This window comes from Bradyrhizobium centrolobii (assembly GCF_001641635.1).
Taxonomy (GTDB): Bacteria; Pseudomonadota; Alphaproteobacteria; order Rhizobiales; family Xanthobacteraceae; genus Bradyrhizobium; species Bradyrhizobium centrolobii.
In genome coordinates, this window is the sequence record NZ_LUUB01000078.1 from 25,319 (window position 1) to 50,138 (window position 24,820).

The following is a 24,820-nucleotide window of genomic DNA, read 5'->3' on the forward strand; positions in this document are numbered from 1 at the left end:
CGTCGTCATGACGGCCGCGCTGTTCACACTCGCGCTCGGCTTCCTACTGGCGCGATAGGCCGCGAGCGCGCGGCGGAGGAGCGCCGCCGCGCGAACCTAGGCGGCGCGCACCGTCGAGAGGAATTTTCCGACTTCGAGCTTCAGCCGGTTGCTGTCGGTCGCCAGCATCTTGGCGGTCGAGAGCACCTGCGAGGAGGCCGAGCCGGTCTCGGCCGCACCGCGCTGCACGTCGGTGATGTTGGTGGAGACCTGCTGGGTGCCGTGGGCCGCCTGCTGCACGTTGCGGGCGATCTCCTGGGTCGCAGCGCCCTGCTCTTCGACCGCCGCGGCGATGGTCGAGGACACTTCCGACAGCCGCTCGATCGTCGCGGAGATATCCCGGATTGCGGTGACGGATTCCTGCGTCGCGTTCTGGATGCCCGAGATCTGCTGGCTGATCTCGCCGGTCGCTTTCGCGGTCTGCTCGGCCAGCGTCTTCACCTCGGAAGCAACAACCGCGAAACCGCGGCCGGCTTCGCCTGCGCGTGCCGCCTCGATCGTGGCGTTGAGCGCCAGCAGGTTGGTCTGGCCGGCAATGGTGTTGATCAGCTCGACGACATCGCCGATCCGCGTCGCCGCAACCGAGAGCTCGCTGACGCGCTCGGTCGTGGTGCGAGCCTGATTGACGGCTTCGCTTGCCATCCGGGCGGATTCCTGCACCTGGCGGCTGATCTCGTTGACCGAGGAGGACAGCTCTTCCGTGGCGGTCGCGACCGACTGGACGTTGCCGGTGGCTTCGCCCGAAACGACAGCTACGACCGAGGTCAGTTCCTGCGCACGCTGCGCGGTGGTCGCCAGCGTCGAGGACGATGCTTCGAGTTCGGTCGACGCAGAGCCGACCGTGTCGATGATCTCGCCGACCGCACGTTCAAAACCGTCGGCAAGGTTGAACATGTCGCGGCGGCGCTGCTCGCCGGCCTGGCGCTCGGCTTCCGCCTGCGCCGCCTTGAGGCGCTCGACCTCGAGCGCATTGGTCTTGAACACCTCGACCGTCTTGGCCATGTCGCCGATCTCGTCGCTGCGATCCTTCTCCGGCACCTCGGTCTTGAGGTCGTTGCGGGCCAGGCCCTCCATGGCGAGCTTGAGCCGGGCGATCGGCTGCGACATCGCCTTGAGGCCGATGAAGAGCGCGATCGCGATGCCCACCACCAGACCGCCGGCACCGACGCCGATCACGGTCCAGATCGCGGATCTGGCGTCGCGCTCGATAGCTTGCTTGCGCTGGGCGACCGCTTTGGACACATCGGACGTGAATGTCGCAACCCGCGCGAGAGACGCGTCGATCACCGGGTCGCATTCCTTGTGCGCACGTTCGGCGGCCTTGGCGTTCTCCTCCGTGCCGCTTGCGGCGGCGCCGGCCTGCAGCACCGGATCGCAGCCTGCGAACACAGCCTTCAACTGGTCGCTGATGCTCTTGATCTCGTTTGCGCGGGAAGGATCATCCTGCGCGGCCGCGTCCAGGTATTGACGAATCTCATTGCGGTTCTGGTTCGCGGTCTTCAGGCGATTGGCGTTGCCCGCTTCGGTCACCTCGGTAAAGACCGCGTACAGCGCCGCGTGATAGGTCTCCATCCGGCGCTGTGCGCGCGTCAGGTTGAGCGATGCCGATTGAGCAGCGGAGAGCTCCGCAAAACCGTCGACAGTCGAAGAAAGCTCCCGTGCGCCGAAGGTCGCGACGCCGATAAGCGCACAACCCATCACGGTCACGATCAGCGCGACCTTCCACACGATCTTCAAATTATTCAAAAAGCTCATCGCAGCCGCCAATGATTTCCGATCAACGGGACGGAAGTCGTCCCAGCGACGCCATTGGAACCGGCGGACGTTAAAAATTGATACCAAATGACACGGGTATTCTTACGGAAAAATAACCATTCAAGGCCCGCGCGTAAGCTTGGCGTAAGCTTCGGTCACCTTCGCAAGGTCTCTGGCCCGGCATCGCCAACCCGGAACCAATCGCTTGCGTCGCTCGTTCTCGGGCCATGCGGATCAGGGAAGAAGACCGAAACATGTTTCTGCTGGCGATGGTCACGCTGTGCTGTGCCGTCGTGGCAGGGACGATTGCACTGTTCGAACCGGTCTCGGGCCAGATGCCGGATCAGCGCGTCGCTGCGAGCGAGCCGATCGATATGGCGGCTCAGCCGCCCGTCCGGGTTGTCGGCGCGCCCTTCGCACCGAACATCAATCCGCGCGAGCGATAGCGCTCACGTTGGAGACGCCTCCTTGCCCTCGTCGGATCGGCCGTGAGCGCGCACCAACTCCTCGACGAACGCGATCACCTCCGCCCGCTTCGCGGGCGGCAGTGACAGAAAGGCGCGCACGAGCCTCAAGCCCAGCGCTTCGTCCGACTCTTCCAGGACATCCATATTGGGAGTGTCAGGCGATCGGGAAAAATATGCAATCCCTTGCAAACGAGCTTGATTCGGCGCAGCCGCTTTGCTGGAATGGCGCCGCCCGAGGTGGATCATGAAGTGGATCAGGGAACGCGACGCACTGATCGCGCAGACACTGGCCTTTGTCCAATCGGTGACCGGCTGGACGGGCGATCCCCGCGCACCGGACGCCCCCGCGCCTATGCCGGACTCGGCCGAGACCACCTCGGTCCGCCCGATCGAGATTGCGTCCGAGGTCGAGGCGCCGCCGGCCATCCCGCCGCCTCAGCCCTTCCAGGTTGCATCGCCGCGGACGGGCGGCGACCTCCGTAGCGAGATGCAGGACCGTATCGCGAATTTCCGCAGACATCAGGAGCGGTTTGAGCGCGAACGCGAGGAGTATTGTACCGCAACACTGACCAAGCTCCGCGCGGCTATCCGCGACGTCTCGCCCCGTCCGCCATCCGGAAAGTGAGACGTACCGGCCACCGCCCGGTCACAACCACGACCATACCAGGAAGAGATTGGCCGCAGAGGCGCCCAACAGCGCCAGGGTCAGCGGCAGGAGCATGTGCTCACAGGAGGTCTTCAGGCCGGTCGTCATGGCCCGGAGCATCCGCTGATTCCGGCGGAAGAGTCCCAAGGATTCTTTTTCCGGGGATTCAGGACTCGTTTACGACTCAGGCCCCGCAGTCCTCGTTCACGGCCCCGTGATCGACGCCACCCTTCGGAACCCCTCGCCCCGCCCGGCCGTTAAGGGGCTTTGTGGGAGCGGGAAGCATGCCCTACGCCCTGTTCTGCAAGGATGCCCAAATCAGCAAGGCCTATCCGGCCGAGGCCGACGTCTGGAAGCTCGCGCAGCAGAGCGGGCTGGTCGTGGACGTTGCCAACGACAATGAGCGGCCGGGGCCGCGCCGGGTGCTCGACAACGACTACGAAATCAAGCCTTGCCGGGCTGCCCAGGGGGAAGACCCGGCCAAGAACAAGGCAGACGCCGAGCGACAATCCCGACGGGAGCTTCAGTTCAATTCGTAAGATCCGACGGCGGACTGATCCGGCTCAGGGCGTCGCGGTGGCCAGGGATGCCTGCTCGCCCGAGAGGGCCACGCAGGCCTTCCTGCGATGCAGCCCGCGGATCGCGCCGGTCACCTTCAGCACCTTGCCGGACGGACAAGAGATATCCCGGACAAAGGCCACCTCGTAGGGCGCCAGCATCAAAGGTTCGGATTTGAGGATCGTCTGTGCAGAGCACGGCAGCGCGACGAGGAACGTGATCACCACCGACGCCAAGATACGCATGTTCGTTGTCCCACCAGCCCGGGAATTTTCATATTAACGCGTTCCGGAGCGCGAGTTCCGTAAGTCGCAAAAATTATTTTTGCTTTACCGCTGCCCCATGACGCGCGTGAGAAGGCGCGCGTCGAAAGGTCGCTTTGGTTTTTGGTTGAAGGGTCGCCTGCAAGGGGCAGGCCAGAAAGGCCGCCCCTCAAAGCAAAGGCCGGCAAAGCCGGCCTTTGTGAGACGTAGTCGCCCTAGGCGGATCAGTAGCGCGAGGCCGCCGGGCCGCCCCAGCCGAAGCGGTAGTTCACACCGACCTTGACGGTATGCTCGTCGTCCCGGCCCCGAACGCCGGCGATGTCGGCCGGGCCGGAGGTGAAGGTGGTGCTGCCGAAATTGTAGTACTGGTACTCGGCCTTGGCCGACCAGTTCGGCGCGAACATGTATTCCAGGCCGGCGCCGACGGTATAACCGTTCTTGTTGTTGCCGCTGGTGGTAAAGCCGACCGGCGCGCCGGCGGAGGTGACGGTCAGGTTGTTGTTGCGCCAGGCGTAGCCACCCTTGGCATACAGCAGCGTCGGACCCCAGGTGTAGCCGATGCGACCGGTCACAGAGCCGATCTGGTCGGTGTTGGAGGTTACCTGTGTGCCGAGCGGGAATCCAACGGCGTTGTTGTTGGTCGGCAGCCAGGAATACTGCGCTTCGGCACCCACGACCCAGTTGGGCGCGAACTGGTAGTCGAAGCCGCCCTGCACACCGCCCAGGAAGCGGGCGTCGCTCGACTGGAAAGTGTTGTCTCCGGCGAACGCACCGCCGACATGGCCACCAATGTAGAAACCGGTCCAGTTATAAATCACCTGCGGCGCCGTGACCGGCGCCTTCGTGTAGGTGCGCGCCGGCATGTCGGCTGCCGCGGCTGGCGCTGCCAGCGCAAGCAAAGCCGCCGCGCCGAGCAAAATCGTCTTCATGATCATCCCCGTTCTTTCAAATTCGACCCTCAGGAAACAACGTGGCGCGAATTTGGTTGCCTTGCGGCGATGCCGGAACGGTGATCGTTCTCGACTGTGCGCCGACAGATTCTGCCGATCGCGCACGGACTGCCGTAACAATTTGTCGCAAGGTCAAACCGCTCGTTCAAAGCTCGCCAAAATGTGATCCATCGGCTCCGGCGGCTCTCGTCTACCACCGGGCGATGAAGGCTCGCTTTGCGCTACCGCGCCATCTTTTCCAGTTCTGGAAAGGGTGCGTAAACCGCACCGGCGCAAAGCTCGTTTGCCCGCTCGATCACGCGATCCGCCCGTCCGTTGACGTAGACGACGGCCCGCTCGCGCATCGTCTTATAGCTGCCGTCGGCTTCGCGCGGCGTGAAGTGCAGGCAACTCACATAGAACGGCCGGCCGCCAACTTGCCGCAGCACCGGCTCGGCCATGCTGGCGTCGCGTACGCCGACCGGGTTGTTCAGATAGGCGCGCATGAGCGCCAGCGTGTCGCTGCGGAAATTGTCGGGAAACGGCTGCGGCCCCGCATCCATCAGGGACGGACGGTCACCTTCGCTGCCAAAACACGCCGCAAGCGCCAGCGGCAGCACGAGAACCGCCGCACGTTTCGCCAATCGCCCCACAGACCACGTCTCCGACCAAATCCGACTCGGAGATGTTCTAGCGCCAAGGTTGCCCCAAGGGAATTCGCAAGGCCTGCCGGCTGGCCAGAACGGCAACACCGGCCCGCCGCCCGACGTTCACGCTTTCGCGTGCACGCCATGACGAAACGGGCCGGCCTGAACTCCGCGCGAGGCGGCGGGGCAATGCGGGGGATGCCGCCTCGCGGGATCAGCCGTTAGCTACGCTTCTCGGTGCTCACGGGCTTGGTGACGTCCGGCTGCGTCTTCAGCGACTTCTTGGCCGACACCTGCTTGTGATGATGGCGGTGCGTGCGCACGGACTTGTGCTCTGCCGGCGAGATCGCGGCGTTGGCGTTCATCGCCTTCGCCTTGGAGTCCGATTTGACATCGGCGGCTTTCGTGTCGGCCTTGACGCCGGCGTCGGGCTTCGCGGCGGTGTTCGACACCTTTGTCTGGGACTGATCCGCCTTGATCACAGGTGCGGAGGTCGTGGTCTTGCCTGCTTCGGCGGCGAAGGCCGGAGCTGCGATCACGGAAGCTGCGAGCAAGGCTGCAGAAATGGTCTTCAACATGGTGGTCTCCTCTTGGAAGGATCTTGAGGCGGCGCCCTCTCGCCGACCCTTCGATCGTAGGAGACAGCCTAGGTGGAACGCGCTGAACCCATCCTGAAGCGCATCGCAAGCTTCCGTTCATCTGCATGACAAGTTTGTCATCTCCTCGGCGTAGGGAATGAGCCGGGCGGCCGGGAATGTTTTTGCGCGCCGGGTGTTCCCGTCAGAAGGCAATCGTGTAGGATCGCCTCGTTCCATACGGGAGAAAGAGATGCGCAGACTTTCAATGCTTCTGGTACCGGGACTCGTCTCGATGGCGCTAGCGGCCGCGCCGGTGCTGACCAGTGCCTATGCCGCGGGCAGCGACGAGCCCTCGTCACCGCCGAAGTCGGACTCTTCGGGCAAGAAATCGAAGAAGAAGAGCTCCTCTGTCAGCGATCCCAAATTCCTCGCCGCCTATCGCACGGCCTACACCACGATCTACGACCGCCACGACTACACGAGCGCGATCGACCAGCTGAAGTCGCTCGAGCGCGACGACGTCGCCGATGTCGCCAACCTGATCGGCTATTCCTACCGCAAGCTCGGCGACTATCAGCAGTCGAAGACCTATTACGAGCTGGCGTTGAAGGACGATCCGAACCACGTCCGCACCTGGCAGTATTATGGGCTCTGGCAGCTCGAGCAGGGCAACCGCGAACAGGCGCAGTATCATCTGAACAAGATCGCCTCGCTCGCCGGCACCGATAGCGCGGAGTATCGCTCGCTTGCGGCCGCGCTGGACAAGCCGACCGGTGCGACGCTCGTCTACTGAGGTATCCCCAACTTCGGAAGACAAACGAACCGGCACAACCCTCGGGGTTGTGCCGGTTCTGCTTTCTCGGCTAGCCTTCGCTCCGTCATCCCCCTCGCAAATCGGTGCGCAATGGACACGTGGTTACGATCCGCGATCGACTACATCGGCTCCTGGGTCGAATTTCAGCTCGTCGGATCGCAACAGCCAGGCGTCATGATCGCGATCACATATCGCGGAGAGGTCGTCGCCGAGCATGCCTTCGGCTGCGCCGATCTCGACACCGGCGAGAAGCTCACGCCGCGCCACCGCTTCCGCATCGCCTCGCATTCGAAGAGTTTCACCTCAGCCGGCATCCTGAAGCTGCGCGAGCAGCGACGGTTGCGGCTCGACGATCCCGTCGGCCAATATGTCACCGGCCTGCATCCGCGCGTCGCGGAGACGACGCTCGCGCAGATTCTCTCGCATAGCGCAGGACTGACGCGTGATGGCGCCGACTCCGGCCAGTTCATCGACAGCCGACCCTACCTGAACGAGAAGGAGCTGCGCGCGGAGTTGGAGCTGCCGACTGCGATCGAGGCCGGCACGCGCTTCAAATATTCCAATCACGGTTTTGGACTGATCGGGCTCGTGATCGAAGCGGTGACGAAGGAGCCCTATCCTGTCTGGATCAAGCGAGAGATCATCGAGGCCGCGGGCCTGCGCGAGACCGAACCGAACGCGCCGATTCCCAAAGGCGCGCCGTTCGCGCGCGGTCACACGCGAAAGCTGCCGCTCGGCGAGCGCTGCGTGATCCCTGGCGACAACCCGGCCGACGCGTTGGCGTCTGCCGCGGGCTTTGTCGCCACCGCCGCCGACACGGCGCGCTTCTTCGCGCAGCTCGCGCCCAACGCGAAGAAGAGCGTTCTGTCAGTTGCGAGCCGCCGCGAGATGACTCGGCAGCATTGGCGCATCCCACAAAGCCTCGAGGGCTATTACGGCCTCGGCGTCAACGCCGGCAGAACCGACGGCTGGGACTGGTTCGGCCATGGCGGCGGCTTCCAGGGCTATATCTCCCGAACCTGCTCCATTCCAGGCTGCGAGGTCGCGATCAGCATCTTGAGCAATTCCATCGACGGCGCGGCGCCGATCTGGATGGATGGTGCGATGCAGATCCTGCGCGCCTTCCAGACGCGTGGCGCGCCTCACCGGCGCGTGCGCGACTGGACCGGCCGCTGGTGGACGATCTGGGGCGCGACCGATCTGGTGCCGATGGGCAACCGCGTACTCGTGGCCAATCCGCAGTTCAACAACCCGTTCATGGATGCCGCCGAGATCGAAGTGACCGGCCGCGACACCGGCAGGTTCGCCTTCGCCGCCGGCTATTCCAGCCATGGCGAGCCGGTGCGTCGCGTTCGCGACAAGCGCTGCAAGGTCAGCGACATCTGGCTCGCCGGTGCCAACGTCAAGCCGCAGGCCGTCGTCGCGCGCGAGATCGCGCGCAGATATCCGCCGCGCAAGCGCCGGCCTGGAGCGCACTGACTTCACGCTGAAGCATCATCGCGCTCCAGGTTTTTAGCTGGAGCATGATCTTCCCGGAAATCCGCTGCACATTTTTCCGGATCATGCTCTACCGTTTGACCAGCGCCTCGACCTCGCCGCGAAACGCCTGCCGCGAGCCGTCGTGCGAATAGAACATGTGGCCGCCGGGATAGACGACGAACTTGATCCGCGGCGTCGCGAAGGCCGGCAGCTGGTCGAGCACCCTCTGCGACCCGAAATAGGGCGTGGCAAGATCGAACAGCCCGTGCCCGACCAGCACGTTGAGCTTCGGATCGGTCGCAAGGATCTGGCGCAGCTCCGACACCGACTGCGGCGGGGTGATGCCGTGGCCGAAATCCCAGGCGCGTTCGACGGCACCATTCAGCACTTCATAGGAGCCGTCGGGCCGCCAGTTGAGCTTGCGTGTCAGGACATCGACCGCAGCGCTGGTTAGCGGCGCCTGAAGCGCATCGCCGGAGGGATCGCCGAAACGGGAGCTGCTCGAATCCGGATAGGGATCGAAGCCTCGCACGGAAGCGTCATATCGGCCGGTGACCTTGCCGTTCTTGCGGTCGAACTCGCGACGGAATTCGCCGACATCGAAACGGCCGGCGAGCCTGCGGCTCACGGCCTGGTCGATGCCGGTCAGGGCTGCGACCTTGTCGGCGAGACGATTGGTGGCCTCCTTGTCGGCTTGGCCCTTGACGAGATCAGCCAGGAATTCACCGCGCGCATAGGCCTCGACGTCGGCGAGATCGGCGCGCGTCACCGGCCCCTTCGCTTCGCGCGCGACCGCCGCATAGCTCGGCAGGGTCGCAACATATTGCAGGAGGCTGGTGCCTGTGAACTCGCGGAAGTCGAACAGCGGCGACAGCAGGATCAATCCTCTGACGCCGACGCCGTATTGGATCTGCAACTGTCGCACGACCTTTGGCCCGCGAATGCCACCATAGCTCTCGCCGGCGACATATTTCGGCGAGAGCAGCCGGCCGTGCTTCTCGAGCCAGCGGCGGATCACGAGCGCGATCGAGCTGACGTCGCCATCGATCGAATAGAACCGCTTGCGCACGTCTTCGCCGCTCGCGACGAAACGGCTGTAGCCGGTGCCGACGGGATCGATGAAGACGAGATCGGTGAAGTCGAGCCAGGTCTCCGCGTTCGGCTTCACCTCGGGCGACGCCGATGGCGAGAGGGCTTCGCCATCGAGAGGCAGCCGCCACGGCCCGGCACTGCCGAACTGGAGCCATGCCGAGGATGCGCCGGGCCCGCCATTGAACAGGAAGGTGACGGGGCGCGTGGCGTGGTCGGTGCCGTCGAGCTCATAGGAGGTGTAGGCGATATCGGCCTGCGGCTCGCGCTTGTCGTCGAACAGCCGGATCGAGCCGGCTATCGCGGTGAAGGCGAGCGTTCGCCCCGGCAGGTCGAGCATCTGATTCGTCGTCGCATCCGCAGGGAGACCATGCTGTTCGGCGGCCGAGGGCGAAGCCTGCGCCGCAGTCTGCGAACTGCCGCCACGTCCACCCTTCTGCCCCGTAGGCGCAGTCGCCTCGGGGCGCGGCTGCGGCGGATCGTCCGCATGCGCGAATCCTGCGAACGCGAAAGCGGACACAGCCAGTACCAGCCCCGCGTGGCGCAGTGCCGGCAAACCCATGACCATGATCATTCTCCCTGCCCGGCTGTGGTCGCCCGTTGTCGGTTGCGAGCCGGTGACAGTCGAAAAACTAGCGAGGAATTGCGACGGTTTGGGGGATCACCGGTCCGGCAGCGCCCCGCGTTCTAGGCCAAAGTCGGCCCGAACTATCGCTTCACGCCCCGGGGCAGTTGTCGTGAAATATTCATACCGGTGCTGATCGGGCGCAAATCGACCCAGCTTTACCCTGAATCGGGACGGGCGGCCGTCCCGGCCACCCTCCGCTTGCTTTGAGAGGCGGTCATCCTCGACAATGGAGGCCCAGGTCGTATAGACGACCCCGGCGCAACCTCCTCGAGCCAGCGGCACCTGCCCGGAAGCCCATGACCAAGTCCTACGACCGGATCGCCTTCGTCGCCAGCCCGAGCATCGAGGCACAGTCCGCCTTCAACCAGCTCACCGAACGCTACGGCAATTGCGATCCGAAGGATGCCGACGTCGTAGTCGCGCTCGGCGGCGATGGGCTGATGCTCCAGACGCTGCACCAGAACATGCACACGGGAAAGCCGATCTACGGCATGCACCGCGGCACGGTCGGCTTCCTGATGAACGAGTACTCGACCCACGATTTGCGCACGCGACTCGAGGCGGCGCATGAATCCGAGATCAATCCGCTCCTGATGCGCGCAACCGACGTGCACGACCGCGTGCACCTCCATCATGCCATCAACGAAGTCGCCCTGTTCCGACAGACCTACCAGGCGGCGCGCTTGCGCATCGTAATCGACGAGCGCGAGCGCATGCCCGAGCTGATCGCCGACGGCATCATGGTGGCGACCCCGGCCGGCTCGACCGCCTACAATCTGTCCGCGCAGGGACCGATCCTGCCGATCAACGCCGCGCTGCTGGCACTGACCCCGATCAGCGCCTTCCGCCCGCGCCGGTGGCGCGGGGCCCTCCTGCCCAACACGGCCTATGTCGTGATCGAGGTGCTGGAAGGCGAGAAGCGTCCCGTCGCCGCCGTGGCCGACCACGACGAGGTGCGCGACGTCCGCCGCGTCGAGGTGCTCGCCGACAGGACCATCTCGATGCGCATGCTGTTCGATCCCGGTCACAGCCTGGAAGAGCGCATTTTGCGGGAGCAGTTCGGCTACTGAGCCGGCTGCCTCGCAGCCCACTGGAGCCCCGGTCGCAACGCTTCGTTAACTCCCGGCACGATATGGTTAACGAAGGTTGACCGCTTTGGCCCGGGCGTCATGTTCCGCATCGACTTCAACAAGCTGCGCTTCCTCGTCTGCGACGACAATCCGCACATGCGCCGCATCCTGCGGACGCTGCTGCACTCCTTCGGCGCGCGTGAGGTCTATGAAGCCGAGGACGGCGCGACCGCGCTTGAAATGTACAGCCACTACGTGCCCGACATCGTCATCACCGACTGGGCGATGCCGATCTTCGACGGGCTCGAACTCGCGCAGATGATCCGGCAGCCGGAATCCAAGGGCAACCCCTACGCGCCGATCATCATGCTGACGGGACATTCGGAGAAGCGCAGGGTCACGATCGCGCGCGATGCCGGCGTCACCGAATTCCTGGCCAAGCCGATCTCGGCCAAGGGCCTCTACCAGCGCATCCTCAACGTGGTCGCCAACCCCCGGCCCTTCATCAAGACCAAGACCTATTTCGGGCCCGACCGACGCCGCAACATGAACTCCGCCTATATGGGCCCCGAGCGCCGCGTCGGTGAGAAGCACGAGGTGCTCCAGCAGCCCTCGCTGCTCGACAAGGCCCGCTCGTCCATCTAGCGCAACGTCTGAAGCGAGGCAGGCATCATGGCGAAGAACAGCGCAAGGGACATCGAGGTCAAGGCCTTCGCCACCCATCACGTGATTACGCAGCCCAATCCGCTGCGCAAGGTGCTGCGCCGGGTCGAGGCCAAGGACATGGACGACCCGGTCGGACGCGCCGAGCAGGCGCTTGCCGGCCTCTCCGGCGAGTTCAAGGACTGGATGGCGACCGAGGTCGACCGGCTGTCCGCCGCCTGGGCCGCCATCCAGAAAGATGGCTTCGACGACGCACGGCGCGGTGAGCTGTTCCGCGCCGCTCACGACATCAAGGGCGATGCGGCCACGTTCGGCTTTCCATCAGCGGCTGTGATCGCCGAAAGCCTGTGCCGGGTCATCGAGCATGCGCCCGATCTCGCCAGGGTGCCGGCCGAACTGTTCTCGCACCACATCAACGCCATCACGGCGATCGTGCACGAGAACACGAGGCTCGACAGCCTCAGCGTCTCCAGCGAACTGAGCCGCCGTCTACGCAAGGTCGCCGACGAATATCTCGCCCACGTCAACCGCGACCGCCCCGAGCATCTCGAAGCGATCCTGGCGCCGAGCATCGTGCCGGGGGAGTAGCGCTCGGCTATTTCTTCTCGTCGTTGCGAGCGCAGCGAAGCAATCCAGACTGTCCCCGCCGAGGGATTCTGGATTGCTTCGCTGCGCTTGCAATGACGGAGCTTGTGTTTCCCGCCGTGCCCTATTGCTGCTTCGTTCTACGCCGCGCTCGGGAATTGTAGGGTGGGCAAAGCGAAGCGTGCCCACCGATTCACTCGGCTTGCGCGGTTGGATGGTGGGCACGGCGCTAAGGCGCCTTTGCCCATCGTCCGGTGCCCTTCATCAGGCCGCGATCAGATCATCGTAAACCGGGACGATCGCCTCGTCCGCGACCAGTTCGTCGCAGAACAGCCGCGCCTCTTCGCGCGCCGACTCGGTCGCGAAACGGCGCAGCAGGATCAAGAGCGGTTCGGTGGCGCCGCGATCGGTCTCACAATGGGTGAGCACGCGCTCGACCATGCGCCGGCGCAACCGCGCAGCGCCCTCGTCGGTATCGACGAAGCCGTTCTCGTGGCAGGCCTCGAGCGCGACCTGGAAGGCCGCAAAGGTGCCCTCCGGCAGACCGGCGCGGCGGAGCAGCGCGTGCAGGCTGCTGCCGCGACGATCGTGCAGCAGCGCGGACACGCGCGCCAGCGGCAGATCGGATAGTTCGGCGAGCGCCGCGTCGAACAGTTCGAGATTGTTCGACAACAGCGCGCGCAGGATCAGGCCCGCGGTGAGCTGACCCGTGACGCGCAGGTGCCGCACCAGGCCCTGCATGTCATCGCCGCGCGACCGCGCGGCGATGTTCATGGTGGAGCGGTCGCGCGCCTCGGTCGCCATGCGGCCGGCGCGGTCGGCGCTCAGCCAATTCCGCGCCACGACGAACTGCGCCAGCGTCTCGGACAGTTTCGCAACCAGGGCCGCGCGCGTGGCCGCCGGCAAATCCTCCAGCACCAGCATCGCCTCGCGGATCGCGGCGAGATGGCCGTGGCGCTCGACGATGCGGTCCCATGAGAACGGTGCGAGTTCGGCGTAGGGATTTTCGATCAATTCGAGGGCTGCGGCGGCACAGCCGACTTCGGCGATCGCGGCGCAGACCGAGGTCGCCAGCGCGATGCGGCGCGCGATCGCGCACTGCACCTCGTCATTGCCGGTCGCGACGATGTCGACGAGATCGGCATCGATCAGAAGCGGGGAATGTTCGAGCACGGGCAGCGCGACGGTGGGCTGGTCCGCCGACAGCGCCCGCACGATCGCCGCCGGCGCCTCGGCGCTCCACGCAAAGGCCTCCGCCATCGCCTGTCGCACCAGGGGCGACGGATCGTCGAGCAGCATCAACAGCGCGCCTTCGGCGGCCACGCGGTCGTCATGGGAAAGGTCTGAGATCAGCCAGGCGCGCGCCAATGCCCGCGTTGCCTCGGCCCGCTCGCCGGCGGGCGCCGTCCTGATCCAACTGATAAACTGCCGAACGATCATGGTCCTTCCGGCTTACGCAACCCAACGAAAACGGTGACGGCTTGTCACTTGCAACCGAAAATACACCACGACGCTTAACAAAGCGTTCACCATAACCGACTGGTTTTATTGACGTTTTGTTAAGGGAACAAAGACCGCATACGCGCGTGCCCCCGTGCAGCGCAGCATGAAGTGATGCGCTGCCAAGGCCCCATCCCTCTCCGCGTACATGCTAGGTGCCGGCTCTGCGCAGCAGCGCGTCCGGGACACGAGAAATGGCTGTTAGCTCGAGAACGTGCCGCTGCGATCGCTGAAGAGGTCGAGCGGCTGCGGCGGCTGAACTTCAGGCGTGGCCGAAGTGAGCGAGGCGTTGTTGCCCCACAATTTCTGCACCGTCGTCGAGACCGGCTGCGTCGCATCGCCCGGCTGATAGATCGAGCGAAACGCCGGTGTGCTCGGCGAATTGTCGGCGAGGGTCGTTGCCGACGTCGCGCCGACCGGCGTCACAGCACGCGTATCCGGGAAGGTCTGGAGATAGGCGGCGTTGTCGATCAGAGGCGTCGGCTGCACGCCGTTTGCGCTCGCGACCTGGGTCGTCGACGGCGCGTCGCCATACATCGCCATCGCGCTGCGGGTCGCTTTCGAACTCGCGGCGCCCGCATAGCGCGACGACAGCACCGAATAGACTTCCGACACGCTGCGCGCGCGGCCGTCCTGGGCGTAGAAAATCGAGCGGTTGGAGGCGGCCGCATTGGGAAACAGGCGCGCCCCGACGGCTTGCGGATTGTCCTCGGCATTGGCGATCAGCTTGGCCGCGCCGCCCACGCCCATGAAATGCGCCATGTAGAGTTCGCTGTCGGACGGCCTGCGGCCGAGCAGGCCAGTGAGCTTGAAGCTGTTCGACTGCGTCAGCGCCGCAGCCATGTCGGACGCGGCCTGTGGATCGTCGCGCAGCTTCATGATCGACCGCTTCATGACGGGATCTTCGACGGTGTAGCTGCCGGACGAGGTTTTGGTGATGGCGTCGGCATAGCTGCCATAGCCGAGCTGGGCCCCCGCCTCCTTCACCGTGCCGAGCCAGGTCTGATCGATGAACTGATAGAGCCCGTGCGCAGACGACGTGGTGGCGCCCGCAGTCGGATCGAAATCCGATTCCATCTTGGCGGTGGTCAGCATGTATTCGAAGCTGACGCCGGAGAGATTGGAGGCCTGCTTGATCGCGCCGGCAACGCGCGCTCGCGACTGGTCCGTAGCGGCCGTCTGCGTGGCACTGGAGTTGTCGACCGACATGATGGAGTGCCCGCCCCGCGCGGCGTTGAGCGGCGCCGGCAATTCGGCGCCCTGTCGTCCCACCGTGGGACAGGTATGGTTAATGCGGGGTTAAGATGCCTCTCCCGGTCATTCCGGGGCGCACCAAAGGTGCGAACCCGGAATCCATTAAGCCGCGTAGTGCCTGGCGATGGATTCCGGGTTCGCGCTTTACGCGCCCCGGAATGACGGACAGCTATTTCTTGTACACCGCACCCGGATCGAACAGCCGCTCGGCGTCGACGAAGGCGAGTTTCGCGCCCCCGCCGTCCGCCTCGACTTTGCGGTAGAAGCAGGACCTGCGACCGGTATGGCAGGCCGCACCCACCTGCTCGACCCGAATCCAGACCGCGTCCTGGTCGCAATCGGTGCGCATCTCGACCACGCGCTGGGTCTGACCCGACGTCTCACCTTTTCGCCATAAGGCATTACGCGAGCGGCTGAAGTACCAGGCCTCGCCCGTCGCAATCGTCTTGCGGAGCGCCTCGTCGTTCATGTGGGCGACCATCAGCAGGTCGCCCGTGGCAGCGTCCGTCGCCACGCAGGTCACGAGGCCGGCCGCGTCGAACCGGGGTTGGAAGGAGAGCCCTTCCTCGATCTCATGGGAGTGAGCGGACACAGAACCCTCGCCAGTTTTTTGCGAGGTCAGCGCTGCGTGCCTCGCACCAGAGACAGGAAGCGGCCCTGCTCCGCCGGATTGTCGCGGAACATGCCGGTGAAGCGGCTGGTGAACGTCGTCGCGCCATGCTTGGCGACGCCGCGCACCGACATGCAGGTATGCTCGGCCTCGACCAGCACAGCGACGCCGCGGGGTTTCAGGATCTCGTCGATGGCCGCCGCGATCTGCGCCGTCAGGTGCTCCTGGGTCTGGAGCCGGCGGGCGAAGATGTCGGTGAGGCGCGCGAGCTTCGACAGGCCGACAACGCGCTCCACCGGCGTGTAGGCGATGTGCGCCTTGCCGTAGAACGGCATCATATGATGCTCGCACTGCGAGGTGAACTCGATATCGCGCACCAACACGAAGTCGTCATAGCCCGCGGTCTCGCCGAAGGTGCGGTCGAGCACCTCGGCCGGGCACTGGTGGTAGCCCTGGTAGAGCTCGTCGAAGGCCTCGACCACGCGGCGCGGCGTGTCCAGGAGCCCCTCGCGCGCGGTGTTCTCGCCGATATAGGCGAGCAGCGTCTTCACCGCCTGCTCGGCCTCGGCGCGCGCGGGGCGCGGCTGGTCGGCGCGGACGGCGGCCGCGAGAAATTCGGCAGGATCAAGCTCCGCCGGACGGCTCTCGGGCTGCTTGTCGGAAGGCTTGTTGGGGCGGATGGATTTGATCAAAGCGTCCATGTCAACTCCGTTCGACGGCCTTGCGGCCGGAGTGTCACCGGCAGACGGGGCGGCAGAACCGCCGGACGCCTGAAGAGAACAACCGATCCCGGCGCAAAAAATATCCTCCGCTCCAACCCCGGCCGCGTGGTTCTCGATCACCGGCCACAGGACCGCTGGACTGTTTTTCCGCCAGTTCCGCCCCTATATAGGACCGTGGACGGCGCCCGCCAAGGCCGATCCGGTGAGGAAGTGCTGGACTCCATCACATGCTGAACGACATTTATAACAAGCGGATCATCGAGCTGGCCGGGAATATTCCGCGCCTCGGACGGCTTTCGGACCCCGATGCCACCGCCACCGCCCACTCAAAGCTGTGCGGTTCGACCGTGAAGGTCGACCTCAAGATGGATGGCGACACCGTCACCGATTTCGCCCACGACGTGAAGGCGTGCGCACTCGGCCAGGCCTCTTCATCCATCATGGCAAGTCACGTCGTCGGCTCGACTGCCAGCGAACTCCGTGAGTTACGTGAAACCGTTCGCAAGATGCTCAAGGAGAACGGCGCGCCACCGGACGGAAAATGGGCTGAGATCAAGTTCCTCGAGCCGGTCCGCGACTACAAGGCGCGCCACGCTTCGACGCTGCTGACCTTCGACGCCGTGGTCGACGCCATCGGCCAGATCGAGGCCAAGGCCAAGCAGCCGGCGGCAGCGCAGGGCTGAGCTTTCACCCCGCCATTCCAGGGCGCCGCGAAGCGGCGAACCCGGAATCCAGATGTTGTGGAGCGAGATTCCCCAATGCGCAATTGCGCATTGTGGTTCGCGCTGACGCGCGCGGAATGACGAGAACTGTTGTTAGATCTACTTCTGCGACGCGGCCACCGGCGCCGCGCCGGTCGGCACCGATGCTTCCGCCGTCTTCGTTGATCTGCCCGGATGCGGTTGCTCCGGTTCCTCGCCGAACCTGTCCTGCGTCTTCGGCGCAAGGTCGGCCATCGCCGGCGCCGAGACGTTGACGTTCGGAAGTACGTCGGCCACCAGCGCGGTCGTCACGAGGTTGGTGAGCTTCAGTTCGGACGCATCCAACTCATGCAAATCTTCCCATGGCGGCACGTTGAGCGCCAGCGAGAGCAAGTCTCCGGCGCCGCCCATGTCGAAGGTGTATTTGGCGAGCCGGCCGATGTCGCGCTCGACGATCATCAGGTCCTGCGCGCTGTAGCTCGCCGCCTTGGCGTCATCCGCGCGGTCGCCCATCCAGATCTGATGAACCCGGACATGCGCAGCCTCCGGCACATACCGCTTCTTGCCGGCCAGCAGCAGGAACACGCACATGGATTCGCAATATGCTTCGGGCGCGACCGCCGGACGAGCCCCCTGCCCGCCGCGGTTCTGCATCGTGATCCCGACCGTGGTCAAAAGGCCGAGGTTGCGGAAGCGCCTGCCGAGCGTGATCGCGTCGTTGACGGAACCGCCGCTGGAGTCGAGCACGACCGTCGCGCCGCCAAGCTGGCGCCCGCGTACGAATTCCTCGAAATCCTTGGGCGTATCTGTGGTGATGATGCCGACCGCGCTGACCCAGCCGCGGCAGTTCGGCTCGCAGCCGATCCAGCTGAACTTCATCGGCAGCTTGCGCTCTTCGAGCGCAGCGCCGGCCTGTGCAGAAGAGGTGAAGGTCGCGGCCGCGCCCGTCAGCGCGACGCAACAGGCGGCGGTTCCCACCAGCAACCAACCACGAAGGTCAAGCGACTTCAGGAGTCTCAAACTGGTTCCTTCCCCAAGCCCCAATGTTGCGCGAGTTATCCCCGCTTCGCGCCCGATGAGTCGATCATACAGACGTATGTTCCTATCCCACGGGTGTCACAAAAATGGTATCCGGGGGAATACAGTCCGTCCATATGGACTTGCTGCACTGCTCCCTAAAAACAGGCAAAATATGGCGCGCGCGCAACAGACTGCTGTTCCGTGCGCAGGAACCGCGCAATTCAAGGTATAGGTTTGGACCAGAGCGCACATGAAGCATTCAGCATCCGAGCTTGGTTCTACCATTGCTGCTTCGCTGCTGCGGCTGCCGCGCAGGTTTGGCCGCGCGCTGATCTGGCTCTATCGGCACACGCTGTCACCGCTCGTCGGTTACAATTGCCGGCACCTGCCGACCTGCTCGGTCTATGGCGACGAGGCGATCGAACGTTTCGGACTTTGGGCCGGCGGCTGGATGACGCTCGCGCGCCTGCTGCGCTGTCATCCCTTCGGCACCTCAGGCATCGATCGCGTGCCGCTGACAGCACCTGAAGGCGCGCGCTGGTACCTGCCGTGGCGCTACGGCCGCTGGCGCGGCGTCAACGCGTCCTAGCCTGCTGCGGTGCTTTGCGCATCGCTGCCCTGACTGGAACCGGAACTTTCCGCTCGCGTTGTTTTGATACTCCCACGGGAGGAAACAACAATGCGCTGGAAAATCAGCCCTCATTTGCACTTCAACCTTGGTTCGCATCTTCGAATTAGTCCGCGGGGTCACGACTCCAGAACCATCGATCTGCTCGCCATCATCGCACTCCTGGCTCTCGTCCTGGGCTCCGGCTGGTACCTGGCAACGAGCTTCGCCACACCGCCGAGCACGACGGCGTTCATCGTTCCAAGCCAGAGCGTGCACTGGTAGTCAGCGGAACCAGAAGAAGCGGCCGGGTGGCGGCGGGATCGGCTCAGGTGGACGCAGCCGCTTCGGCCGCGGCGGCCTCGGCGGCGGCTCCGCCGATGAGGTGGCCTCCGCCGCCGGAACGGTCTCGCCTCCCGGCACCTTCACCGACAACAGCAAGTTCGATTCATTCGTGCGCCAGCGATAGCCGATGCCGAAATCGATCGGCTGGGCGCGCGTGAACAATTCGGCGTAGCGCTCCTGGTAGCGGCCCGGGAATTCATCGATCGGCCCGAGATAGCGGCCGAACGGGAAGAACCGCCATTGCCGAGCATTGTAGTGCGCAAGCGGGATTCCGGAATCGTCCTGGATGATCGTCGCGCTGTTGGCGAGCAGCCAGTCGCGGACAGTCGTGAAGTCGCCCTTGTGCAGAAGATAGGACGCGCTCTTGAGCAGGCTGTTGCCGGGCCCGAGCGTCTCGCAGAATTTCAGGAAGCCCGTGGCGCGCGCGCTGGGATTGGAGAGATCGGTCGAGAAATAATACAGCGTGCGCACCTCGCCGTCGCTGCCAACGAAGGTGATGCGGACGCCGCGGGTGGCGTTCGGTCCCGGATTGTCGTTGCCCGTGTGCATCCCGCCCTTGTTGTCGAGCGCGACCATTTCGACGTCGCGGATGGTCTTGCCGGAGCGCGCAAGGAACACATAGAGGATCGGCAAGGTGCCATGGACCTGGTTGGCGTGCAGGTCGACTTTCATGTGCTTGGTGATGAAGAAGGAGAAGCTCAGGATCGAGCCGAGCGAGCGCTCGACATTGTAGAGCGCGGCACCGACCGCGCCGCGCGGCGCCCTGGTCAAATCGGGCACCGCGCCGACCGGCTCGAGCGCGCCGAGCACGTAGGTGCTGGCCTTGGAATAGAAGGCGTCGGCGTAGAGGAAGTCCGGGCCGCTGAACATGTAGAACATGGTCGGCCTGGGTGCGGCGAGATTGACGTCGGCCCAATTGCGGATCCGCGACAATTGCCGCTGCTCGAGCTGGGCGAAGGCGCTATCGAAGAATTTTGCGTGGTGCTGCCAGTTGGGCTCCCTGGTCAACGGCACCAGGGGCGAGTCCGCCGAAGGCTGCATGCCGGCGAGGAAGCGCGCGGCGTCGTCAAAAGTCACCTCGGCGGCGCGCGCGGAGGGTGCGACCGCAAACAGCAAGGCAAGAGCGACGGCTGCAATTCTCATAGGTCGAAACATGTCTATTCGCGATGTGACGAAGTGGCAGCGGCGACCGGCCGCCTGCGGAAAACGGCATAAATCAACAGGCCTGCGAGCATGACGAGCATCCCCGAGAGCGACTGCACCGGCCGCTCCATCAGCAGGTAGTACATCATGAACGCGGTCACGAGTAGGAAAACCAACGGCGTGAACGGGTATCCCCAGGCGCGATAGGGGCGCGGCAGATCGGGATCGGTGATACGCAGCTTGATAACGCCCAGCACGGTGAAGAACGAGCAGAACAGCAACGCGAACTGGATGAAGTCGAGCACCGCCTCGAAGCTGTGCGTGAACAGGAGGAGGTTGGCGACCGCGAGCTGAAACAGGATCGCATAGGCCGGCGCGCCGCTTACCGACCGGCGCGAGAAGACGCGCAAGGCCGGGATGTCCTCGCCCATCGTCATCATGACGCGCGGGCCGATCCACATCATCGCGCTGATCGAGGAAACCAGGCCGACACAGATCATCGCGCCGACGATCCGGCCGCCGATGCCGCCGAAGATGGCGCTGCCGGCGACGCTCGCGACGTCGAGCTGGCCGGCGAGCGCATCGATCGGCGTGGAATAGAGGAACACCGCATTGAGCCCAACGTACAAGACGAGTACGATCAGCGTACCCGCGAGCAGCGCGCGCGGCAGGCTCTGCTGCGGCGTGCGCATCTCGCCGATGATGTAGGTCGCGGCATTCCAGCCCGAGAACGAGTACATCACGAAGACCAGTCCGATCGCGAAGGGCGCGCTGACGATATGCGCAAGGTCGCCCGCTTGCGGCGTGAAGGCGACCGGCTGCCTTGTGCCGATGACAAAGCCGGCGACCAGGAACGCGATGATCAGCACGACCTTCAGGATGGTCGAGATCAGCTGAAAGGTCGAAGAATGCCTGACGCCGGTCAGCTGCACCATCGAGACCAGCCACACCACGCCGATGGCGAGCGGGATCGGCGGCAGATCGGGGAAGACCGATTTGGCATACTCGCCGAAGGCCATCGCAGCGAGCGCGACCGGCGCTGCAAACCCGACCGTCGCCGAGACCCAGCCGGCGAGAAAGCCGAACGCCGGATGATAGGCGCGGCCGAGGAAATTGTACTCGCCGCTCGAGCGCGGAAACATCGCCCCGAGCTCGCTGTAGGAGAAGACGCCGCACAACGCGACGATGCCGCCGACGGTCCACAACAGCAGGATCGAAAAGCCGGACGGGATGTCTTTGACCTGGAAGCCGAGGCTCGTGAAGACGCCGACCCCGACCATGTCGGCAACCACGATGGCGGTCGCAACCAGAACGGAGACCCCCGACCCGCTTCCGGTCAGCCGGCCAGTCCAGGGCGCAGTTCCCGCATCTGATGCCGTCATCGGGGTCCTTAACCTCAGGCGTCGCGCCTCACGGGGAGCATCATGCAGTTTGTCCAGTCAATTCAAGCAGGGTTAACAAGGGCTAAATGAGGCGGCGGAATGAGGTATCTTATCACCTCTTGCGCCCGTTTTGGGCCGATAACCTGCCCAGGCCCGTGAAATCCGCAGTCCCCTCCCACAATCGCGACACGATTGCGTGGTCCCTTTGAGCCTTCCGGATGTGGGGAAGTTTCTCCGGACACTTAACGTCGCCTAAACGCCAGTCGGCTCAGTTAGCCTAAAGATTGCCGCTGGATCGGGGTCATGGGTGGATGGTCGGGGCCGTTCCGAAAATGAGAGCTGAGACGCGTACGCACCGGACGATGTCCGGTGCGTGCGCTCGCGCGCTCCGGATCGGCCTGATCTCAGCCTTGGTGCCATTTTCGCAGACGCTGGTTCAATGCGGCCGGGCGCCCAACCCGACAGCGCTCGCGGCGAACTCGCAGGCCAATACCCAAGTCGTCGCGAAGACCAATCCGCAGGTAGCAAGCGGCGACACGTTCGAGGATCGCTTCCCTGCCCCGCAGTTCAGGGATCGCTTCCCGTCTGCAAGCGAGAGCCTGCTGCAACGGCAGGTGTCGGACTTCTCGCCCAAGCGCGCCGTGCAACAGCAACCGGAGCAGGCGCCCTACAAGGTGGCCTCGATCGAGCCGCAGATTCCCTACCAACGTCCGCAGCGCGAGGACCTGACGACGCTCGTCAGCATGAAATCATCGGCCTTCCCCTATTTCGGCAACAACCCGGCGTCCGACACGCCCTTCCTCAACATCGCCAAGGGCGACCGCCGCGGCCATCGCAGCTATTCGGGACGCGTCTACTGGCAGGACGAGACCTACAGCGACAGCCGTGTGCTAGTGCACGTCCCCGAACATTTCGACGTGCACAAGCCGGGCGTGATCGTCGTGTTCTTCCACGGCAATGGCGCGACGCTGGAACGCGACGTGCGCGACCGTCAGCTGGTGCCACAGCAGGTCACCGATTCCGGCGCCAACGCCGTGCTCCTCGCACCGCAGATGGCCGTCGATGCGGCCGACTCCAGCGCCGGCAAGTTCTGGCAGCCCGGCGGCCTCAAACGTTTCATGGCGGAATCGGCCGATCACCTCGCCCGCCTCACCGGCGATCCCAACAGCGCACGCGCCTTCGCCAACATGCCGATTGTCATCGTCGGCTACAGCGGCGGCTTCCTGCCGACCGCCTGGGGCCTTGAGGTCGGCGGCATCAGCGACCGCGTTCGCGGCGTCGTGTTGCTCGACGCCGTCTATGGCGAGCTCGACAAGTTCGCCTCCTGGATCGAGAGCCATCGCTCCGGCTTCTTCGTCAGCTCCTACACCCACTATACCGCCCGGCGCAACCGCGAGCTGATGAGCATGCTGCGCCAGAAGGGCATCAGCGTCTCCGAGGACATGGATGGACCGTTGCATCCGGGCAGCGTGATGTTCGTCGAAACCGGCGACGGCATCACCCACCGCGATTATGTGACCCGCGCGTGGACGCGGAATCCGCTCAAGGACGTGCTGGTGAAGATGTCGGCAACACCGTCACTGGCACTGACGCGTGTTGCGGCCACCAGTTCCTCCGCGTCCAGCCGCTAGACTTGATTGCGCGAGCCGGTATTTGGCCGCTCTGCCTGCAATTCCCTCACGCGTTGATGAAAATGTGATGTTAATGATCGAGCTCCCCGGGGAGTCACCGGATTGTTTCCGCCTGCGGCAGCCATAATTTGCCGGCCGCGTTGAAATTGGAATTTCGCGGGACCGAAGGTGCGTCAGGGGTTGTACAAGGTCGACTTCCACACGGTTCGCGGCACCGGCTGTGGTGTGGTCTATGTCATCGACGGAAAGATACGGGGCGGCAATTCCGCCTTCGCCTTCATCGGCACCTATACGGGTGAAGGCGAGAGCATCAAGGTCAAGATCTCGACCGAGCGCTACAACGACGACCCCTCTTTCAGGCCGCTGTTCGGGACCGACAGGATCACACTGACGCTCACCGGACGGGAAGAAGGTAGCATGGCCGAATTCGAAGGCAGCGCGCTGCAATTGCCGGGCGTTGCCTTCCGGGCGATGCTAAGCCGGATCAGCGACTGAGCGCGACGCTCGCGGCGCTCAGTTCCTCCGGCTCTTCCTCAGGTCTTCTTCAGGTCTTGGGCAGCTTCGGAATGCTCTCGGCAAAACCGTTGAAGCAGGCCAGCCGTTCGTCCTCCTCCTTGAGGAAGCGGCAATCAGCCACGCCCTTGGCCTTCGGCGGCTTCGGCTTCGGCGCCGGGGGGATCACCGCATCGTAGCAGTTGAGGCGGTCCTTGGTGGCGTCGTCGATGTCGAGGCAGGCCTGGAGCCGCACCGCAATCGATTGCGGCTTGCCCTTCGGCGCCGCCGCCGCGGTGGTCGCCGCCGGCTTGGTCCCCTTGGACTGGACCTGTACCAGCGGCTTGTCCCCGACCATCGGTGGCTTGTCGGTTTGCGCAAACGCGGAGGCTGAATAGAGCACCGCGGCAACCGCCAAAATCATCCTCATCTCAGTCATCTCTCTTTGGTCCCCATGCCTCGCCTTCTAACGCCCTCCCGCGCGGTTTGCCAAGCGCCTTGCGCACACGGAAGCGCAAGGGCTAGGCCGGCGCGGCGGCAGCCGGCCGCGGCCGGGTCAGCACCACCAGGATCAGGGCCAGGACCACGAAGCCGACCGCCACGAAACCTAGCGTGCGCAGGAGCCCGCGGGCAAACAGGAGTCCGCCGACGGCTGAGCCGACGGCCTGGCCGATATAGAGGACCGAGGTGTTGAGCGCGACGGTCGCCGACGCAAGCGTCGGCGCCGCCGCAACCAGCCGCACCTGCTGCATCGAATTGGTCGATGCAAAGCCCAGTCCCCAGATCGCCACGGCTGTGGCCATCATCACATAGGTGCCGGCGCTCAGCGCCCATCCCGTGATGCCCGCGAGCAGCAGGCACGTGAACAACAGCGAGGTGCGATAAGGCCCCCAGGTGTCGACGATCCGGGTGGCCGTGGCGACGCCGAGGAAACCAAAGACGCCATAGAGCGCGAAGACCAGGCCGATCGCATCCGGGCTTGCCTCGGTCAGCTTCTTGAGCAGCGGCCCCATGAAGGTGAACACCACGAACTGCCCGGACATCTGCAGCATCGTGATCGCAAGCAGCAGCACGATCGTCCGGCTGCGGCCGACCGCGCTCCAGGTCTTCAGGTCAACCGGCGTGCCCTTCAAGCCGGCCGGCAGCCGCAGCAACAACAGCAGGAAGCTGACGCAGCCGAGCGCGCCGATCTCGCCATAGGCT

Annotated in this window: 29 protein-coding genes; 13 read left to right on the forward strand and 16 right to left on the reverse strand. The window is 64.6% G+C overall.

The window, feature by feature from the left end; translation table 11 throughout:
* Positions 1-96 precede the first annotated feature (96 nt).
* The gene (locus AYJ54_RS24845) at positions 97-1,794 is read right to left on the reverse strand and encodes a methyl-accepting chemotaxis protein (RefSeq protein WP_063702910.1); all 1,698 of its coding nucleotides are present in this window, start codon (positions 1,792-1,794) and stop codon (positions 97-99) included.
* A gap of 254 nt (positions 1,795-2,048) precedes the next feature.
* Here AYJ54_RS24845 and AYJ54_RS24850 point away from each other — a divergent pair, with 254 nt between their 5' ends.
* A complete protein-coding gene (locus AYJ54_RS24850) occupies positions 2,049-2,240 on the forward strand; it encodes a hypothetical protein (RefSeq protein WP_201724253.1) in 192 nt (63 codons plus the stop codon).
* Between the two features lie 3 nt (positions 2,241-2,243).
* Here AYJ54_RS24850 and AYJ54_RS49705 read toward each other — a convergent pair whose 3' ends face one another.
* Entirely contained in the window at positions 2,244-2,507 is a 264-nt protein-coding gene (locus AYJ54_RS49705) for a hypothetical protein (RefSeq protein ID WP_136623911.1), read from the reverse strand.
* Here AYJ54_RS49705 and AYJ54_RS24855 point away from each other — a divergent pair.
* Together AYJ54_RS24855 and AYJ54_RS24860 are read left to right on the forward strand one after the other, a co-directional pair.
* Positions 2,506-2,886 (forward strand): hypothetical protein, encoded by a 381-nt coding sequence (locus tag AYJ54_RS24855; RefSeq protein ID WP_063702914.1) that lies wholly within the window; start codon positions 2,506-2,508, stop codon positions 2,884-2,886. The two genes, AYJ54_RS49705 and AYJ54_RS24855, sit on opposite strands and share 2 nt — an antisense overlap.
* A gap of 305 nt (positions 2,887-3,191) precedes the next feature.
* Positions 3,192-3,446: a hypothetical protein gene (locus AYJ54_RS24860; RefSeq protein ID WP_063702916.1), complete on the forward strand. Its 255-nt coding sequence runs from the start codon at positions 3,192-3,194 to the stop codon at positions 3,444-3,446.
* Between the two features lie 24 nt (positions 3,447-3,470).
* Here AYJ54_RS24860 and AYJ54_RS24865 read toward each other — a convergent pair whose 3' ends face one another.
* From AYJ54_RS24865 to AYJ54_RS24880, 4 genes are all read right to left on the reverse strand, one after another.
* Entirely contained in the window at positions 3,471-3,710 is a 240-nt protein-coding gene (locus AYJ54_RS24865) for a DUF6719 family protein (RefSeq protein WP_063702918.1), read from the reverse strand.
* A gap of 242 nt (positions 3,711-3,952) precedes the next feature.
* Positions 3,953-4,657, reverse strand: a complete 705-nt coding sequence (locus AYJ54_RS24870) for an outer membrane protein (RefSeq protein WP_063703360.1) — start codon at positions 4,655-4,657, stop codon at positions 3,953-3,955.
* A 242-nt stretch (positions 4,658-4,899) separates the two neighbouring features.
* Positions 4,900-5,310, reverse strand: a complete 411-nt coding sequence (locus AYJ54_RS24875) for a hypothetical protein (RefSeq protein ID WP_063702919.1) — start codon at positions 5,308-5,310, stop codon at positions 4,900-4,902.
* Positions 5,311-5,525: 215 nt separating this feature from the next.
* Positions 5,526-5,882 carry a His-rich protein BRANT gene (locus AYJ54_RS24880; protein WP_063702921.1) on the reverse strand — a complete coding sequence of 119 codons (357 nt, stop codon included), beginning with the start codon at positions 5,880-5,882 and terminating at the stop codon, positions 5,526-5,528.
* 250 nt (positions 5,883-6,132) lie between these two features.
* Here AYJ54_RS24880 and AYJ54_RS24885 point away from each other — a divergent pair, with 250 nt between their 5' ends.
* Together AYJ54_RS24885 and AYJ54_RS24890 are read left to right on the forward strand one after the other, a co-directional pair.
* Positions 6,133-6,675, forward strand: coding sequence for a tetratricopeptide repeat protein (locus tag AYJ54_RS24885; RefSeq protein ID WP_063702923.1), 543 nt, complete (start codon positions 6,133-6,135; stop codon positions 6,673-6,675).
* Positions 6,676-6,786: 111 nt separating this feature from the next.
* Positions 6,787-8,175 (forward strand): serine hydrolase domain-containing protein, encoded by a 1,389-nt coding sequence (locus AYJ54_RS24890; RefSeq protein WP_063702924.1) that lies wholly within the window; start codon positions 6,787-6,789, stop codon positions 8,173-8,175.
* A gap of 88 nt (positions 8,176-8,263) precedes the next feature.
* On the opposite strand, the gene AYJ54_RS24895 is transcribed toward AYJ54_RS24890, so the two are convergent.
* Positions 8,264-9,832, reverse strand: a complete 1,569-nt coding sequence (locus AYJ54_RS24895) for a S10 family peptidase (protein WP_063702926.1) — start codon at positions 9,830-9,832, stop codon at positions 8,264-8,266.
* A gap of 356 nt (positions 9,833-10,188) precedes the next feature.
* Here AYJ54_RS24895 and AYJ54_RS24900 point away from each other — a divergent pair, with 356 nt between their 5' ends.
* The 3 genes from AYJ54_RS24900 to AYJ54_RS24910 all read left to right on the forward strand — a co-directional run bounded on the left by AYJ54_RS24900 (position 10,189) and on the right by AYJ54_RS24910 (position 12,213).
* Positions 10,189-10,962, forward strand: coding sequence for an NAD kinase (locus AYJ54_RS24900; protein ID WP_063702928.1), 774 nt, complete (start codon positions 10,189-10,191; stop codon positions 10,960-10,962).
* Between the two features lie 99 nt (positions 10,963-11,061).
* A complete protein-coding gene (locus tag AYJ54_RS24905; RefSeq protein WP_063702930.1) occupies positions 11,062-11,607 on the forward strand; it encodes a response regulator in 546 nt (181 codons plus the stop codon).
* Positions 11,608-11,634: 27 nt separating this feature from the next.
* A complete protein-coding gene (locus AYJ54_RS24910; RefSeq protein WP_063702932.1) occupies positions 11,635-12,213 on the forward strand; it encodes an Hpt domain-containing protein in 579 nt (192 codons plus the stop codon).
* Positions 12,214-12,474: 261 nt separating this feature from the next.
* On the opposite strand, the gene AYJ54_RS24915 is transcribed toward AYJ54_RS24910, so the two are convergent.
* The 4 genes from AYJ54_RS24915 to folE form a co-directional block, all read right to left on the reverse strand.
* Entirely contained in the window at positions 12,475-13,650 is a 1,176-nt protein-coding gene (locus tag AYJ54_RS24915) for a DUF2336 domain-containing protein (protein ID WP_063702934.1), read from the reverse strand.
* A 261-nt stretch (positions 13,651-13,911) separates the two neighbouring features.
* Positions 13,912-14,961 carry a hypothetical protein gene (locus tag AYJ54_RS24920; protein WP_063703362.1) on the reverse strand — a complete coding sequence of 350 codons (1,050 nt, stop codon included), beginning with the start codon at positions 14,959-14,961 and terminating at the stop codon, positions 13,912-13,914.
* Positions 14,962-15,133: 172 nt separating this feature from the next.
* The gene (hisI, locus tag AYJ54_RS24925; RefSeq protein ID WP_063702936.1) at positions 15,134-15,556 is read right to left on the reverse strand and encodes a phosphoribosyl-AMP cyclohydrolase; all 423 of its coding nucleotides are present in this window, start codon (positions 15,554-15,556) and stop codon (positions 15,134-15,136) included.
* A gap of 26 nt (positions 15,557-15,582) precedes the next feature.
* Complete coding sequence (gene folE / locus AYJ54_RS24930) at positions 15,583-16,275, reverse strand: GTP cyclohydrolase I FolE (RefSeq protein ID WP_063702938.1); 693 nt, start codon at positions 16,273-16,275, stop codon at positions 15,583-15,585.
* Positions 16,276-16,523: 248 nt separating this feature from the next.
* Here folE and AYJ54_RS24935 point away from each other — a divergent pair, with 248 nt between their 5' ends.
* Positions 16,524-16,979: an iron-sulfur cluster assembly scaffold protein gene (locus AYJ54_RS24935; RefSeq protein WP_063702939.1), complete on the forward strand. Its 456-nt coding sequence runs from the start codon at positions 16,524-16,526 to the stop codon at positions 16,977-16,979.
* A 138-nt stretch (positions 16,980-17,117) separates the two neighbouring features.
* On the opposite strand, the gene AYJ54_RS24940 is transcribed toward AYJ54_RS24935, so the two are convergent.
* Entirely contained in the window at positions 17,118-18,017 is a 900-nt protein-coding gene (locus tag AYJ54_RS24940) for a COG3904 family protein (protein ID WP_063702941.1), read from the reverse strand.
* A gap of 250 nt (positions 18,018-18,267) precedes the next feature.
* Here AYJ54_RS24940 and yidD point away from each other — a divergent pair, with 250 nt between their 5' ends.
* Complete coding sequence (gene yidD, locus AYJ54_RS24945; protein ID WP_063702943.1) at positions 18,268-18,606, forward strand: membrane protein insertion efficiency factor YidD; 339 nt, start codon at positions 18,268-18,270, stop codon at positions 18,604-18,606.
* Positions 18,607-18,696: 90 nt separating this feature from the next.
* On the forward strand, positions 18,697-18,909 hold the full coding sequence (locus tag AYJ54_RS24950; protein WP_063702945.1) for a hypothetical protein: 213 nt from the start codon (positions 18,697-18,699) through the stop codon (positions 18,907-18,909).
* Here the strand turns inward: AYJ54_RS24950 and AYJ54_RS24955 are convergent, their stop codons facing one another.
* Together AYJ54_RS24955 and AYJ54_RS24960 are read right to left on the reverse strand one after the other, a co-directional pair.
* The gene (locus AYJ54_RS24955; protein ID WP_136623915.1) at positions 18,910-20,124 is read right to left on the reverse strand and encodes a hypothetical protein; all 1,215 of its coding nucleotides are present in this window, start codon (positions 20,122-20,124) and stop codon (positions 18,910-18,912) included.
* 2 nt (positions 20,125-20,126) lie between these two features.
* A complete protein-coding gene (locus AYJ54_RS24960) occupies positions 20,127-21,494 on the reverse strand; it encodes an APC family permease (RefSeq protein ID WP_063702949.1) in 1,368 nt (455 codons plus the stop codon).
* A gap of 311 nt (positions 21,495-21,805) precedes the next feature.
* On the opposite strand from AYJ54_RS24960, the gene AYJ54_RS24965 reads away from it, so the two are divergent.
* Both AYJ54_RS24965 and AYJ54_RS24970 read left to right on the forward strand, forming a co-directional pair.
* Positions 21,806-23,125 (forward strand): alpha/beta hydrolase, encoded by a 1,320-nt coding sequence (locus AYJ54_RS24965; RefSeq protein WP_063702951.1) that lies wholly within the window; start codon positions 21,806-21,808, stop codon positions 23,123-23,125.
* Between the two features lie 168 nt (positions 23,126-23,293).
* On the forward strand, positions 23,294-23,620 hold the full coding sequence (locus AYJ54_RS24970; protein WP_063702953.1) for a GrlR family regulatory protein: 327 nt from the start codon (positions 23,294-23,296) through the stop codon (positions 23,618-23,620).
* Positions 23,621-23,669: 49 nt separating this feature from the next.
* Here AYJ54_RS24970 and AYJ54_RS24975 read toward each other — a convergent pair whose 3' ends face one another.
* Both AYJ54_RS24975 and AYJ54_RS52705 read right to left on the reverse strand, forming a co-directional pair.
* Positions 23,670-24,047, reverse strand: coding sequence for a hypothetical protein (locus AYJ54_RS24975; RefSeq protein WP_063702954.1), 378 nt, complete (start codon positions 24,045-24,047; stop codon positions 23,670-23,672).
* A 91-nt stretch (positions 24,048-24,138) separates the two neighbouring features.
* On the reverse strand, positions 24,139-24,820 hold a 682-nt coding region (locus AYJ54_RS52705), incomplete at its 5' end, for an MFS transporter (protein ID WP_245329121.1).

Excerpts from the sequence above, each read along its gene's own strand:
- AYJ54_RS24950 (WP_063702945.1), top strand. The coding sequence starts at position 18,697 with ATGCGCTGGAAAATCAGCCCTCATTTGCACTTCAACCTTGGTTCGCAT.
- AYJ54_RS24845 (WP_063702910.1), bottom strand. The coding sequence starts at position 1,794 with ATGAGCTTTTTGAATAATTTGAAGATCGTGTGGAAGGTCGCGCTGATC.
- AYJ54_RS24885 (WP_063702923.1), top strand. The coding sequence starts at position 6,133 with ATGCGCAGACTTTCAATGCTTCTGGTACCGGGACTCGTCTCGATGGCG.
- AYJ54_RS24890 (WP_063702924.1), top strand. The coding sequence starts at position 6,787 with ATGGACACGTGGTTACGATCCGCGATCGACTACATCGGCTCCTGGGTC.
- AYJ54_RS24910 (WP_063702932.1), top strand. The coding sequence starts at position 11,635 with ATGGCGAAGAACAGCGCAAGGGACATCGAGGTCAAGGCCTTCGCCACC.
- AYJ54_RS24935 (WP_063702939.1), top strand. The coding sequence starts at position 16,524 with ATGCTGAACGACATTTATAACAAGCGGATCATCGAGCTGGCCGGGAAT.
- AYJ54_RS49705 (WP_136623911.1), bottom strand. The coding sequence starts at position 2,507 with ATGATCCACCTCGGGCGGCGCCATTCCAGCAAAGCGGCTGCGCCGAAT.
- AYJ54_RS24975 (WP_063702954.1), bottom strand. The coding sequence starts at position 24,047 with ATGAGGATGATTTTGGCGGTTGCCGCGGTGCTCTATTCAGCCTCCGCG.
- AYJ54_RS24905 (WP_063702930.1), top strand. The coding sequence starts at position 11,062 with ATGTTCCGCATCGACTTCAACAAGCTGCGCTTCCTCGTCTGCGACGAC.
- folE (WP_063702938.1), bottom strand. The coding sequence starts at position 16,275 with ATGGACGCTTTGATCAAATCCATCCGCCCCAACAAGCCTTCCGACAAG.
- yidD (WP_063702943.1), top strand. The coding sequence starts at position 18,268 with ATGAAGCATTCAGCATCCGAGCTTGGTTCTACCATTGCTGCTTCGCTG.
- AYJ54_RS24960 (WP_063702949.1), bottom strand. The coding sequence starts at position 21,494 with ATGACGGCATCAGATGCGGGAACTGCGCCCTGGACTGGCCGGCTGACC.
- AYJ54_RS24860 (WP_063702916.1), top strand. The coding sequence starts at position 3,192 with ATGCCCTACGCCCTGTTCTGCAAGGATGCCCAAATCAGCAAGGCCTAT.
- AYJ54_RS24915 (WP_063702934.1), bottom strand. The coding sequence starts at position 13,650 with ATGATCGTTCGGCAGTTTATCAGTTGGATCAGGACGGCGCCCGCCGGC.
- AYJ54_RS24880 (WP_063702921.1), bottom strand. The coding sequence starts at position 5,882 with ATGTTGAAGACCATTTCTGCAGCCTTGCTCGCAGCTTCCGTGATCGCA.
- AYJ54_RS24855 (WP_063702914.1), top strand. The coding sequence starts at position 2,506 with ATGAAGTGGATCAGGGAACGCGACGCACTGATCGCGCAGACACTGGCC.
- AYJ54_RS24965 (WP_063702951.1), top strand. The coding sequence starts at position 21,806 with ATGGTCGGGGCCGTTCCGAAAATGAGAGCTGAGACGCGTACGCACCGG.
- AYJ54_RS24870 (WP_063703360.1), bottom strand. The coding sequence starts at position 4,657 with ATGAAGACGATTTTGCTCGGCGCGGCGGCTTTGCTTGCGCTGGCAGCG.
- AYJ54_RS24865 (WP_063702918.1), bottom strand. The coding sequence starts at position 3,710 with ATGCGTATCTTGGCGTCGGTGGTGATCACGTTCCTCGTCGCGCTGCCG.
- AYJ54_RS24955 (WP_136623915.1), bottom strand. The coding sequence starts at position 20,124 with ATGTTTCGACCTATGAGAATTGCAGCCGTCGCTCTTGCCTTGCTGTTT.
- AYJ54_RS24850 (WP_201724253.1), top strand. The coding sequence starts at position 2,049 with ATGTTTCTGCTGGCGATGGTCACGCTGTGCTGTGCCGTCGTGGCAGGG.
- AYJ54_RS24900 (WP_063702928.1), top strand. The coding sequence starts at position 10,189 with ATGACCAAGTCCTACGACCGGATCGCCTTCGTCGCCAGCCCGAGCATC.
- AYJ54_RS24895 (WP_063702926.1), bottom strand. The coding sequence starts at position 9,832 with ATGGTCATGGGTTTGCCGGCACTGCGCCACGCGGGGCTGGTACTGGCT.